The sequence below is a fragment of the Psychroserpens sp. NJDZ02 genome (assembly GCF_004843725.1).
Classification (GTDB): Bacteria; Bacteroidota; Bacteroidia; order Flavobacteriales; family Flavobacteriaceae; genus Olleya.
The window spans coordinates 1545239-1559354 of sequence record NZ_CP039451.1 but is presented as its reverse complement, the minus strand read 5'-3'; the positions used below and the strand labels follow the sequence as shown (position 1 = coordinate 1559354).

The 14116-nt window shown below is 31.8% G+C and carries 11 protein-coding genes; 8 read left to right on the top strand and 3 right to left on the bottom strand.

Annotated features, from left to right (window positions below; translation table 11 throughout):
- The first annotated feature begins 65 nt into the window (after window positions 1–65).
- From E9099_RS06805 to E9099_RS06785, 5 genes are read left to right on the top strand one after another with little or no spacing between them, the layout of a single operon-like run.
- Window positions 66–2027 (top strand): polysaccharide biosynthesis protein, encoded by a 1962-nt coding sequence (locus E9099_RS06805; protein ID WP_136582928.1) that lies wholly within the window; start codon window positions 66–68, stop codon window positions 2025–2027.
- Between the two features lie 5 nt (window positions 2028–2032).
- Complete coding sequence (locus E9099_RS06800; RefSeq protein ID WP_136582927.1) at window positions 2033–3331, top strand: UDP-glucose dehydrogenase family protein; 1299 nt, start codon at window positions 2033–2035, stop codon at window positions 3329–3331.
- The gene (locus E9099_RS06795; RefSeq protein WP_136582926.1) at window positions 3332–4324 is read left to right on the top strand and encodes a UDP-glucuronic acid decarboxylase family protein; all 993 of its coding nucleotides are present in this window, start codon (window positions 3332–3334) and stop codon (window positions 4322–4324) included.
- Between the two features lie 3 nt (window positions 4325–4327).
- Window positions 4328–5737, top strand: coding sequence for an exopolysaccharide biosynthesis polyprenyl glycosylphosphotransferase (locus E9099_RS06790; protein ID WP_136582925.1), 1410 nt, complete (start codon window positions 4328–4330; stop codon window positions 5735–5737).
- Window positions 5738–5740: 3 nt separating this feature from the next.
- Window positions 5741–6514 carry a glycosyltransferase family 2 protein gene (locus tag E9099_RS06785; RefSeq protein ID WP_136582924.1) on the top strand — a complete coding sequence of 258 codons (774 nt, stop codon included), beginning with the start codon at window positions 5741–5743 and terminating at the stop codon, window positions 6512–6514.
- A gap of 377 nt (window positions 6515–6891) precedes the next feature.
- Here E9099_RS06785 and E9099_RS06780 read toward each other — a convergent pair whose 3' ends face one another.
- Window positions 6892–7119, bottom strand: coding sequence for a hypothetical protein (locus tag E9099_RS06780; RefSeq protein ID WP_136582923.1), 228 nt, complete (start codon window positions 7117–7119; stop codon window positions 6892–6894).
- 410 nt (window positions 7120–7529) lie between these two features.
- Here E9099_RS06780 and E9099_RS06775 point away from each other — a divergent pair, with 410 nt between their 5' ends.
- Together E9099_RS06775 and E9099_RS06770 are read left to right on the top strand one after the other, a co-directional pair.
- Window positions 7530–8291, top strand: coding sequence for a GLPGLI family protein (locus tag E9099_RS06775; protein ID WP_136582922.1), 762 nt, complete (start codon window positions 7530–7532; stop codon window positions 8289–8291).
- 216 nt (window positions 8292–8507) lie between these two features.
- Window positions 8508–11165 carry a carboxypeptidase-like regulatory domain-containing protein gene (locus E9099_RS06770; protein WP_136582921.1) on the top strand — a complete coding sequence of 886 codons (2658 nt, stop codon included), beginning with the start codon at window positions 8508–8510 and terminating at the stop codon, window positions 11163–11165.
- A gap of 1 nt (window position 11166) precedes the next feature.
- Here E9099_RS06770 and E9099_RS06765 read toward each other — a convergent pair whose 3' ends face one another.
- A complete protein-coding gene (locus E9099_RS06765) occupies window positions 11167–12474 on the bottom strand; it encodes a phenylacetate--CoA ligase family protein (protein ID WP_136582920.1) in 1308 nt (435 codons plus the stop codon).
- Window positions 12475–12586: 112 nt separating this feature from the next.
- Here E9099_RS06765 and purD point away from each other — a divergent pair, with 112 nt between their 5' ends.
- Window positions 12587–13858, top strand: a complete 1272-nt coding sequence (gene purD, locus E9099_RS06760; RefSeq protein ID WP_136582919.1) for a phosphoribosylamine--glycine ligase — start codon at window positions 12587–12589, stop codon at window positions 13856–13858.
- A gap of 3 nt (window positions 13859–13861) precedes the next feature.
- Here purD and E9099_RS06755 read toward each other — a convergent pair whose 3' ends face one another.
- Entirely contained in the window at window positions 13862–14089 is a 228-nt protein-coding gene (locus E9099_RS06755; protein ID WP_136582918.1) for a DUF6341 family protein, read from the bottom strand.
- Between the last annotated feature and the right edge of the window lie 27 nt (window positions 14090–14116).

Sequence of the window (14116 nt, the reverse complement as noted above, 5' to 3'; positions counted from 1 at the left end):
GCGTATAATTTTGATGAATTGTCATTATAATTTAAGATATTTGTTAACTATTATTAATGATACAAATGCTTAAACAACTAAAACAAGCTCTATTTCAAGTTTTACAATCTAGTCGAAAACGAATAGATTTTAAAAGTGTTAATTACCTTCCTAGGTGGGCGATACTTTGTTTTGATACGTCTATTCTGTTGCTTTCTTTATTTTTTACAAAAATTATTGTTAGCAAAATTCAGAAGGCTTCATTTTTTAATTTAGGTTTTTCTAAAGAAGAGCTTGTAATAGTATTAATTAATGTCTTGTTTTTTATTCTGTTTAGGACGTATGCAGGCTTAATACGGCATTCAACGTTTATAGATGCGGCGAAATTCTTTTTGGCCTCTGTAGCAACTTTGCTGTTGGCTTTAGGATTGTATTATGGTTATTTTGTTTTCTCTAAAGAGGAATTATTTTCTATTCCACAATTATTTATTTATTCAATAATTTCCTTTTGTGGTTTATTTTTGTTTAGGATTTTGGTAAAACAAGTTTTTGAAGTATATCAACGTTATAGTGAAGAGGAAGCTAGATTAAATGTATTAGTTTACGGTACTGGAGAAAATGCAATAGCCATCGCAAGTGCTTTAAAATCAGAAAAGCCATCACGATACAAAGTATTAGGTTTTATCGATAAAGACGGTAAAAATAAAAGTAAAGAAATATTAGGGTTGCCAATCACACATTTAAATCGTAAAACTGCAGTTTTATTAAGGATATATAATGCTCAAGCCCTAATTATAGCTGATAGTACGCTTACTAAAGAGGAGAGTATTAAGATTGTGGATAGTTGTTTGGAGTTTAATTATAAGGTGTTTAGAGCGCCACTACTGTCTGATATTGAAAAAAACACGACACTTTCAAATCAGATACAAAAAATTCAAATAGAGGATATCTTGGAAAGGGATCCTATACAGCTAGATAATAAACTAGTTGCTAAAGAAATTTTCAATAAATGTATTCTAGTTACAGGAGGTGCGGGATCTATTGGTAGTGAAATTGTAAGACAGGTCGCAGGTTATAAACCAAGTAAACTTTTAATATTAGATCAAGCAGAATCCCCGTTATATAATATTCAATTAGAAATAAGACATGATTTTCCTGACCTTAATTTTGAGGCTGTTATAGCAGATGTTAGAAAACTAGATGTGCTTGACGAAATCTTTAAAACGCATAAACCTCAAGTCGTTTATCATGCTGCTGCATATAAACATGTACCCTTAATGGAAAGTCATCCTTCGGAAGCTATTTTTGCCAATGTTTTAGGAACTAAAAATATAGCGGACTTATCACACCTTTATAAAACAGAGAAATTTGTAATGGTATCAACAGATAAAGCTGTTAATCCAAGTAATGTTATGGGTGCCTCTAAGCGTATCGCGGAAATCTATGTACAAGCATTACAAAAGAAAGTCATGTTAGACAGTAAAAATGAAACACATTTTGTAACTACAAGATTTGGTAATGTTTTAGGAAGTAATGGTTCTGTGGTCCCTTTGTTTAAACGTCAAATTGAAGAAGGAGGTCCTGTAACAATCACGCATCCTGATATTATTAGATATTTTATGACGATCCCAGAAGCTTGTCAATTAGTGTTAGAAGCAGGAGCAATGGGTAATGGTGGAGAGATTTTTATATTTGATATGGGTGAGGCGGTTAAGATTATAGATTTAGCTAAAAAAATTATAAAATTAGCAGGTTTTACACCTTATAAAGAAATTGATATTAAGGTGGTTGGATTGCGGCCTGGAGAAAAATTATATGAAGAACTACTGAGTGATAAGTCGACAACATTACCTACGTATAATGAAAAGATTATGATAGCTAAGGTTGAGAACTGCACACATAAGCAAATAGATAGAGATATTCAAGATTTAATTACTATTGCTACAGAAAAAGATAAAAATGCAATAGTTATTAAAATGAAAGAAATTGTTCCTGAATTTTTGAGTATGAATTCAGACTTTGAAATTTTTGATAAAAAAATAGTTTAATTTAAATGAAAATAGCAGTAATTGGTACAGGTTACGTTGGTTTAGTAACGGGGACGTGTTTAGCAGAAACAGGTAACGAAGTGCTTTGTATAGACATAGACAAGGCTAAAGTAAAACAAATGCAAGCAGGAGAGGTGCCTATTTATGAACCTCATTTGGACGTTTTGTTTGAAAGAAACATAAAAGCAAACAGACTTAAGTTTTCTACTAATCTAGAAGAGGGTCTAGAGCATGGTGATATTATATTTTTAGCACTGCCTACGCCTGAAGACGAAGATGGCTCTGCAGATTTAAAATATATTTTGGGTGTCGCAAATGATATCGGTAAGTTAATAAAAGATTATAAAGTTATTGTCGATAAAAGTACAGTCCCTGTTGGTACTTCTGATAAGGTTAAGGCTGCTATTGCAAAACATGCAAAAGTAGATTTTGATGTGGTGTCTAATCCTGAATTTTTACGTGAAGGATTTGCTGTGGACGACTTTTTAAAGCCTGAACGTATCGTTGTTGGGTCAAGTAGTGATCGTGCTACAGAGCTTATGCAAAAGCTTTATAAACCGTATGTAAGGTCAGGTAATCCAATCATTGTTATGGATGAAAAGTCTGCAGAGCTAACTAAATACGCTTCTAATTCCTTTTTAGCAGCTAAAATCACGTTTATGAACGAGATTGCTAACTTTTGTGAAAAAGTAGGTGCTGATGTGGATAAAGTTAGAATCGGTATGGGTACAGATTCTCGTATTGGTAAACGTTTTTTATTCCCGGGAATTGGTTATGGTGGATCATGTTTTCCTAAAGACGTAAAGGCGTTACATAAATCTGGATTAGATAATAATTATGATTTCAAAATTTTAGATGCTGTTATTAATGTTAATGCTAGACAAAAGTTGGTGTTAATTCCTAAAATTGAAACTCATTTTAATAATGATTTAAAAGGAAAAAATATTGCGATTTGGGGATTAGCATTTAAACCAGAAACGGATGACATACGCGAAGCGCCTGCGTTATACATGATAGAGGCTTTACTGGAGGCTGGTTGTCGTGTTACAGCGTTTGATCCAGAAGCAATGCCTAACGTTAAACGTAAATTGGGCGATCAAATTAATTATGCAGATAGTATGTATGATACGTTGCAAAACGCTGATGCATTGATTATTTGCACGGAGTGGAGTATTTTTAGAACGCCAAATTTTGATAAAATGAAAGGCTTAATGTCTAGTCCTATAATCTTTGATGGTCGCAATTTATACGATGTAAAAGATGTTGTTAACGAAGGGTTTAAATACGTGTCAATAGGAAGATAAATGAGTCAAAAGAGAGTTTTAATTACGGGAGCAGCAGGTTTTTTGGGTTCGCATTTGTGTGATCGATTTATTAGTGAAGGGTATTATGTTATTGGAATGGATAATTTTATAACTGGAGATCCTAAAAACATAGCACATTTAGCTTCAAATTCAAGTTTTCTTTTTATTCAACATGATGTTACCAATTTTATAAATATAGAAGGAGATTTAGATTATATTCTTCATTTTGCTTCACCAGCAAGTCCAATAGATTATCTTAAAATTCCGATTCAAACCTTAAAGGTAGGCAGCTTAGGGACTCATAATTTATTAGGCTTAGCAAAAGCTAAAAAAGCAAGGTTATTAATAGCATCGACCTCTGAGGTTTATGGCGATCCTTTAGTGCATCCTCAAACAGAAGATTATTATGGTAATGTTAATACTATAGGGCCAAGAGGGGTTTACGATGAAGCAAAACGTTTTCAAGAATCCATTACGATGGCGTATCATAGGTTTCACGGTTTAGAAACACGTATTGTCAGAATATTTAATACCTATGGACCAAGAATGCGACTTAATGATGGTCGTGTTATTCCTGCGTTTATGGGACAGGCCCTTCGAGGTGAAGACTTAACTGTTTTTGGAGAAGGAATACAGACCCGTTCGTTTTGCTATGTTACTGATCAAGTGGAAGGTATTTATAGACTGTTGCTAAGTGATTATGCAAATCCAGTAAATATTGGAAATCCGCATGAAATTACTATTAAAGATTTTGCTGAAGAAATTATAAAATTAACAGGAACGTCCCAAAAAGTAATCTACAAAGATTTACCTGTTGACGATCCAATGCAACGTCAACCAGATACTACTTTGGCTAAAAAATTGTTAGGATGGGAACCTGAAGTAGAACGAGAAGAGGGTATGAGAAAAACCTACGATTATTTTAAAAACTTAACAGAAGCAGAGCTTTATAAAAGCGAACATAAAGATTTTTCAAACTATAATAAGGAATAAATTATGGAGTATAAACGCGGAAGGTATTCCTGGTTACTCCGACCTTTTCTTATCATTTTTGATCTTATTGTCATAAATGTTTTGGCGTTTTATTTTTTTGATTTTAATCAAAGCAATCTAAATTATTTTTCTTTTGATTTTTTGAATAATAAACATATTTTATATGGTTTATACGCCACAGTACTATGGTTAATATCAACTTCGTTTCTCAAGTTTTACGAAGTGTATCGCTATACTTCAACCGTTAATATTTTTTCGCTTATAGTCAAGCAGGTTTTGGTTTTTACCATTATTGTATATGCTTTTTTAGGGGCGTATAGAAGTATTGATATACCGTCTTATAGCGCCTTGGAATACTTACTTTTATGTTTTGCAGGTATTACTACTGCTAAATTAGTAAGCTATTTTGGTTTAAAATCCTTTCGTACTTTTTTAAAAGGGAATGTAAGACGTGTAATAATAGTCGGTAAAGGTGAAGGGGCACAAGAGTTAAAGCAGCTGTTTACCCAACGAAAAGCATTAGGATATAGTATAAAAGGTGTTTTTGCAAATAGCGACAATCATAAGTTTACAGGTAATATTGCAGATAGTTTTATATTTTTGAATGAAGGTAACGGTATTGACGAAATTTATTGCGCAATAGATGAGCTGTCTGAAAAAGAAGTAAACGATTATGTTAAATATGCAGAGGTTAATCACTGTAATATAAAATTTATACCCACAACTAATAAATTGTTGACCAAGAGATTACAAACTGATTATTATAACTACTTGCCCATTTTATCAATGCCCAAAGTAACGTTGAATAATGATTTGAATAAGTTTGTTAAACGTGTTTTTGATGTCATTTTTGCTTTAATGATTATCATATTAGTGTTGTCCTGGTTAACCCCAGTATTGTTTGTCTTAATTAAGTTGGAATCCAAGGGCCCATTATTTTATAAGCACAAACGTAATGGTATAAACTATAAAGAGTTTTATTGTTACAAGTTTAGGTCTTTAAAAATCAATAAAGAAATAGAAGGAACTTACATCACTCAGAATGATGATCGGGTAACTAATATTGGAAAATTTTTACGTAAAACAAGTTTAGACGAGTTTCCTCAATTTTATAATGTTTTAAAAAGTGAGATGAGTGTGGTTGGTCCACGTCCACATATGCTGTCTTACACGGATGATTATTCAAAAAAGATTGATAAATATAATTTTATTTTTAGGCATAATGTTAAACCTGGAGTGACGGGATTAGCGCAAATACGAGGCTATAGAGGAGAGATTAAAAATGACGAAGATATTATCAATCGTATAAAATTTGATAATTATTATATCGAAAATTGGTCTTTACTTTTGGATATGAAAATTATTTTTAAGACTATAATTAATGTGTTTACGGGTCAAAAAGAAGCTTATTAGAAGATGAAAGCATTAGTCTCTATAATAACACCATTATACAATTCTGAAGCCTTTATCGAGGGCACCATTAATAGTATATTAAGTCAGACGTATACTAATTGGGAACTGTTTTTAATTGACGATTTTTCAACAGATTCTACAGTGCAGATAGCAAATACATTTGCAAACACTTATCCTAATATAATAGTTTTAAAAAATAAGACGAATTGTGGTGCAGCTGTGTCTAGAAACAAAGGGATTAATGCTGCAAAAGGTAATTTTATTGCTTTTTTGGATGCCGACGATTTATGGAAACCTAATAAGTTGGAGGTTCAAATTAAGTTTATGTTGACTAATAATTGTGAGGTGTCTTATAGTAGTTATGAGCAAATCGATGAGGCGGGAAGACCGTTAAATAAACTAGTGAAGGCATTGCCAAGACTGACTTATAATAAATATTTGAAAACAAATTATATAGGTAACCTTACAGGAATGTATAATGCTAAAACCTTAGGCAAAATAACAGCTCCTAATTTACGTAAGCGTCAAGATTGGTTGTTATGGTTGTCTGCAATAAAAAAGTCTAGTAAACCGGCTCTAGGTATTCAAGAGTCCTTGGCGTATTATCGCATCAGATCCGATTCAATATCTTCAAATAAATTAGCGTTATTAAAATATAACTATTGGGTCTATAAAAAAGGATTAGGATTTTCTACTTTAAAATCTTTATATCGCATGCTCATTTTTGTAAGAGAACAGCTTTTTGTTAAATCAAAATTAATTGTCTCCATCAGGTAAATTTAGTACATAAATAATTGAAAATGTTTAAAAGTATGGTTTTAACCGCAGTAGTAAATGAGCAAAACCACATATTTTCGATAAAAGCCATATAAAATCGATAAACTTTTTAGCGATGTGTCAGAAAAATCATAGTTTCGCCTTGTCAATTAGAAACACATTTGATTTAGTCATTAAAAAACCAATTTTTGACGAATTTTAATTTTAACTAGCGCTAGTATTTTAATTTTTTTGGTTTATGTCTTGCTGTTTATTGATGCTCATTATCAATTTAAATACGGTTTAAATGTGTCTTTATGGTACTAATGTTGTATTGGAATACAGTGTAATAGTTTTAGATTTGTATCTACTTTTGTGTTTGTAGTTTCAATGCTAACCTACAATATAGACCTAAACTGTTTCAGTTTACCACTAACTTCCCGTTCTAAATTAACTTTCTGTTCAAAAATCAAATTTAAATTAGATTCCAAATACGTATCTACAGCTAATAATACAGCCTTTTGCTGAAGTTGGCTTAAGGCTTCGGTAGCAATATAAGCAATTTTAAAAGTGTCAATTTTAATTTGTTCGACTATAAACTCTTTAACATTAGCGTTTGTAGTCATTACTGCTTTTTTTCCGGTAGGAAGCGAAATAAAATCACTAGTACGACCAGTTAAAGATTCTAAAATGGGATGCTGTAAATCTTCTAACTGGTATTTTATTTATTCAAGTAACTTTAGTGACTTTTTGATTCAGGATAGCCAATCTTTTATTTTACCAAGGATTATCATGTTTAAAGTGGGTTTTAAATTGTAAAAAACGCACCTTTTTATAGATTTAATAGACTCAAAAACAAACAAGTGTGGTTTTTACCACATCTAGAAATGAGTAAAAGTCACTGTTTTCGATAAAAAGCAAAAAAAATGATTAAGAAGCTATGGTTTTATTTTTTTAAACTTAGCTTAGACTTGTCGATAGTAAAATAGACTCAGAGTAAATTAATTTACTCTAAGTCTTTATAAATTTAATAGTAATGAGAAATCACATAGTTTTAGTATTTATTTTAAATTCATTTTTTGTAACTAGTCAAACAAATGGTTATGTGGAGTATGATGTCAGTAGAAATTTCGCGTGGGACTTTCACACTGTTAAAACGTTAAGTTTTAATGCGACACAATCCATATTTACAGCGCTTAAAAAGGTTGAAAGTGATTCTGAAGTGACTATTGATGATAAAACAGATGGTGTGTCGCTCATTTTGAGATCTAAGACTAAGCAATTTGTTTTAAATGATTTGGAAAAAGACTCATTATTTAATCAAGAAGTATTCTTTAAACAAACACCTATTACAAAAGAAAAAACAACTGTTATCCCATGGAAGCTTCAAGACAGTACTAAAACAATTGGAGAATTTAAGTGTCAGTTGGCTATTGGAAAATTTAGAGGAAGGACCTATCATGCTTGGTTTACACAAGATATTCCAGTCAGATTTGGCCCATGGAAATTACAAGGTTTACCTGGGTTAATTTTAGAGGCTAATGATGATCAGAATAGGGTTAGTTATAGGGCTAAAAAAGTAAGTATTGGGACAGTGATGTTGGATGTGATTAATACAGATGAAGCTATTGAACTACAAAGTTTTATTAATGCCAAGCCACAGTATTTGAAAGAAATTGAAAAAAAAATGAGGTCTAAAATGCCAAGAGACGGTACGGTTGAGATGAATCTGCCAAATAGAAATACCCAACAAGAGATTAGTTATGAATGGGAAGTTGAAGTTATTGATAATAACTAAGGCAACTGTTTTGCAACATATGCCAGAAGTAAAGTGGTAACGGGTAAACATTGATTTAAAAAAGTTTTGTTGTTTTAAAGATATAAGGCTGGGTTAGCAATTTTAGTTATAAATAATATATAGTAATTAAGTAAGAATTACTTTGTAGTATTATGGTTATCTTTTATAACTATAGGTAACTTAAAGAGGAGAATTATAAACAGAAAATGAAGACTATTGAAAAAAATAAAGGTTACTGTACTCTTATTAGTACTCCAAACTATATGCTTATCGCAAACAACACTTTCTGGTGTTATAACGGATAGTACTGGGGGCTTGACTTCTGTTAGTGTCACCATAAAAGATAGTTTATCTAAACGTATTGTTGAGTACACGTATTCTAATGCTAAAGGTGATTATAGCCTAACGACAGAGAGGCAAGGTGCGTTTAATTTAGTTTTTCATGCGTTAGGTTACAAAACAAAAACGGTACCTCTAGTTTTAGGTAAGACAATAAAGGAAATCAAGTTAAATGTTATTTTAGAGGAAGATCCTTTTACACTAGAAGAGGTGATCATTAAATCGACACGACCCATTATTGTAAAAAAGGATACCATAACATTTAAAACAAGATTTTTTACTAAAGGTAACGAGCAAACAGTCGAAGATTTATTAAAAGTAATACCCGGTTTAAATATAGATAGTGAGGGGACTATAAAAGTTGGTAATAAAGAGATTGAAAAACTAATGATTGATGGTGATGATCTTTTTGAAAAAGGGTATAAAATATTATCCAAAAACATGCCTGCTTATCCCATAGAAGAGGTCGAGGTGTTACAAAACTACTCCAACAACCATTTGCTAAAAGGAATTGAAGAAAGCGATAAGGTGGCTTTAAACTTAAAATTAAACGATAAGTCAAAACGCATTTGGTTTGGTAATCTAGAGGCTAATGTTGGTAATGATAGTTTTTATCAATACAAAGCCAATTTAATGAATTTTGGAAAGAAAAATAAATACTATTTTTTAGCCAATGCCAATAGTATTGGTTATGATGCGACTGGAGATATACAGCAATTAATAAAACCATTTAGGTTTAATCAGCCAGCAAGTACCGGAGATAATCAGTCGGTTAGTAATTTAATAGGGTTATCGGATTCGGATTCTAATTTTAAAAAAGAACGGACCAATTTTAATAATGCCGAGTTAGTTTCTTTAAATGCCATATTTAATCCATCTGATAAGTTAAAGATTAAAACGTTAGGATTTTTTAATCGGGACGAAACCTCTTTTTTTAGAAATCAAGTGGATAATATTACTACAAATACTAACAGTTTTATTAACACGGAAGATTATAAGCTAAATAATAAAAGGCAATTGGCTTTTGGAAAGCTAGATTTTATTTACAAGCCTTCTAAAACTAAAATGTTAGAATCCACTACAAAGTACAATAGTGGTAATTATAATAATGATGCTAATTTAGTTTTTAATGGCGTGTCCACACTTCAAAATTTAGAACAGAACAATACTTTTTTTGATCAAAAACTAAATTATACTAATAAGTTTAAAGATAAAAAAGTACTGTTACTTACCGGTCGATTTATAACCGAAAAAAAGCCACAAAATTATACTATAAATCAGTTTTTGTATCAAGATTTATTTCCGGAGTATAGTACTGCAAATAATGTCTTTCAGGTTAGCAACAACCAAATGCAGTTTGTTGGTGTAAATGCGCATATTTTAGACCGTAAATCAAATGGACATTTATTAGAGTTGCAATTTGGTAACCAGTTTAGAGAGGATAAATTAAACACCAGTTTTACACTATTGGAAGATAATGTATCGTTACATCAGCCGATTGATTACCAAAATCAGGCTAAATATCAGGTTAACGATTTATATTTTAAAAGCAAATACAGGATAAAACTAGATAATATTGCATTAAGTGGTAACCTTGAAGCGCATCAGCTGTTTAATACATTACGCAGTAACAATACGTCTACCCAACAAACCCCTTTTTATATTAATCCAAGTGTTGGTGCAGAGTGGACTATAAATAGTAATAATAAAATACAAACCACTTATACTTATAATACGACTAATGCCAATGTATTGGATGTGTACAGTGATTATGTGTTAACAGGATTTAGATCGTTTAGTAAAGGAACAAATATGTTTAACCAATTAAAAGCCTCTAGTATGATGCTTAATTATCAATTGGGTAATTGGGCAAATCGGTTTTTTGCAAACACTTTGGTGCTTTATACTAAAAATCATGATTTTTTGTCAACCAACACGCTAATTAATCAAAACTATACGCAAACCCAGAAAACACTTATAAAAGACAGTCAGTTTTTAACTATTAATACCAAGTTTGATTACTATTTTAAGTTTATGTCATCTAACCTAAAGTTAGATTTAGGCTACACCAAAAACGAATTTAAAAACGTAGTAAACAATTCTAATTTAAGAACAGTGGTGTCTAATAATTATAATTATGGATTAGAGTTACGGTCTGCTTTTAAAGGGTTTTTTAATTACCATTTAGGTACTGCTTGGACAACCAATAAAATTGAAACCTTTGCTAATAGTAAGTTTACTAACAATCAATCTTTTTTAGATCTTAACTTTATCTTTAATAAAAAATTTGATGCAAAAGTAAAAACGGAACGTTACCATTTTGGAAGTTTAGATACAGATAATACCTATTATTTTTTAGATTTTGAAACACAATATAAGTTGATTGATAAAAAACTAACGTTAGGGATTACCGGTAAAAATTTATTTGATACCAAACGGTATACTAGTTTTTCTATCAGCGATTTGGGGTCTTCAACAACAGAGGTTAGGTTACTACCACGTATGGTGCTTTTAAAGGCAGAATACCGATTTTAACCTACAATCTAGACCTAAATTGTTTCAGTTTACCACTAGTTTCCCGTTCCAAAACAGTTTTCTGTTCAAAAATCAAATTTAAATTAGGTTCAAGGTAGTTATCAACTGCTAATTGTACTGCCTTTTGCTGCGTTTTACTTAAGTCTTCGGTAGCAACATAATCAATTTTAAAGGTGTCAATTTTAATTTGTTCGACTATAAACTCTTTCACATTAGCGTTTGTAGTCATGATGGTTTTAGTCACATAATAAAAGGTTAAGCCTGCTGCTTTTTTTCCGCTTGGAAGCGAAATAAAATCACTAGTACGACCAGTTAAAGATTCTAAAATGGGATGCTGTAATGTGCTTTTTGTGGATAATTGTCCTAAATCGCCTAACTCGTATCTTATAAACGGGTGTGCACGGTTGTATAAATCTGTAATTACAATTTTTCCGGGCTGACCCAAAGGTATCGGTTGGTTGTTATTGTCTAATATTTCGATGTATAAATGGTTAGAGTTAACCATCCAATTATCGTTTTTGTCTTCAAAAGCAATTAAACCTAATTCGGCTGCACCGTATTCGTTAACAATATTGATATTAAGCTGTTTTTCAAGTAGTTTTTTGTCGTCTTCAAATAACATTTCGGAAGTGACAATACAAACTTCTAAACTGGGGCAAACGTCTTTTAAAACAATGTTTTTACGTTCTAGATATTTCGCAAATTGGACAATAGCACTTGTGTAACCGTTAATGTAGTTAAACTTAGTACGCATAAATTTGTATAGTACGTTGTCTAAAGCTACATCGCTTAAATCAAATACCGAAAACCGAAACCGATTTCCTAACCAATCCTTTAATCGTTCTTTATAATATGCTTTTCTGTCTAACGGAATGCCATAAAAACGCGCCTGTTTAGACGTGTTTAAATCAATATTAAACCAACTATAGCGTTGCATAAAGGTTACCCAAGTCATGGCATGCGCAAAATTGTCTTTAGCAAACTCAAAAGGGGTTCCGGAGGATCCTGATGTTTTATGTTTGTGTACCGTTTTTATAGTGTATTTGTCAGATAAACGATCAGCCAAAGGTTGCTGTAAGTCGGCTTTAGTCAAAACGGGTAATGTATGCCAATCTGAAGTGTTTATATCTCCACATAATGCCTTGTAAAAAGGTGTGTGCTCTAGATGAAACGCAACAATAGCCTGTAACTGTTTACTTAAATAATTAGCATAATCAGCTTCGGTAAATCCATCAATAATAGCTTGTGTTTTTTTAGCTTCATTAACAGGAAATCCTTTTAATCGTAAAGACCATTCAAATTGTTTCAATGCAATATATTTTCTGTAAAATAAAGAAATAAAAAACTATTGGATTTAAAGTGAATCAAATTCTTTTAAATAATTATTTTTGTTGAAACAACAACAACACAATATTACTACAATGAATATTTTAATTTTAGGATCAGGAGGAAGAGAACACACAATTGCATGGAAGCTTAAGCAAAGCACAAAATGTAACTCACTTTTTGTAGCACCAGGAAACTCTGGAACAGCACAAATAGCAAAAAATGTTCCTGTTAGTGTAACCGATTTTGAAGCCATAAAAGATGTGGTGTTAAATAATAACATTACCATGGTAGTAGTTGGTCCTGAAGATCCATTGGTATTAGGTATTCATGATTTTTTCTTAGCAGATAAATCACTTAAAAATGTAGCAGTTATTGGGCCACAACAGGCAGCAGCAACCTTAGAAGGTAGTAAAGAGTTTGCTAAAGAGTTTTTATACAGACACAATATCCCAACAGCCGCTTACCAAAGTTTTAATAAAGACACTGTGGAAGATGGGTATGTATTTTTGGAAACCTTGAGTCCACCATATGTATTAAAGGCCGATGGTTTAGCAGCAGGTAAAGGTGTTGTTATTTTAAATGATTTAAATGAGGCTAAAGCCGAATTAAAAAGCATGCTTGTAGATGCTAAGTTTGGCGAAGCAAGTACTAAAGTTGTTATTGAAGAATTTTTAGACGGTATAGAATTAAGTTGTTTTGTACTAACGGACGGTAAAAACTATAAAATCCTACCAACAGCTAAAGATTATAAACGTATCGGAGAAGGTGATACAGGCTTAAATACAGGAGGAATGGGAGCAGTGTCTCCTGTACCTTTTGCTAATCAAACATTTTTAGATAAAGTAGAAGAGCAAGTAGTCAAACCGACGATTGCTGGTTTACAAAAAGACAATTTACCATATAAAGGGTTTGTGTTTATTGGGTTGATAAAAGTCGGTGATGAGCCTAAGGTTATCGAGTATAATGTGCGTTTGGGTGATCCTGAAACGGAAGTCGTTTTACCAAGACTTAAAAATGATTTAGTTGACGTTTTTCAAGCAATTGCCAATCAAACATTAGATCAAATTACTATTGAGGTAGATCCAAGAGCAGCAACTACAATTATGTTAGTGTCTGGTGGTTATCCGGAAGCGTATCAAAAAGGAAAAGTTATTACAGGTGTGGAAGATGTAATCGATTCTATTGTGTTTCATGCAGGAGCACAAAATAAAGAGGGTGCTATTGTAACGTCTGGAGGACGTGTTATGGCAATTACTAGTTACGGAGATACGTACCAAGAGGCCATAAAAAAATCTTACCAAAGTATAGATAAACTACATTTTGATAAGATGAATTATAGAAAAGATATAGGGTTTGACCTATAAGTTTTATAGATATGAGTGAGAAGAGATGCTTTTGTCTTCTTCATTGTTAGCCGCGTGTCCTTTTAATTGGATCATCCAATATATAAAAGCTACAAAACCAATAGTGATAAATATCCAAGACATAAAGTTTGCTGCCCACCAACTTTCTAATTCTAAGGCTCTTAATGCATCATAAGGAGCAAATAATACGTCAACAAAAAGGCTTTGTATAGCTTCAAAAAAATCTTTCATAATTATATAATAGTATATTTATAATAC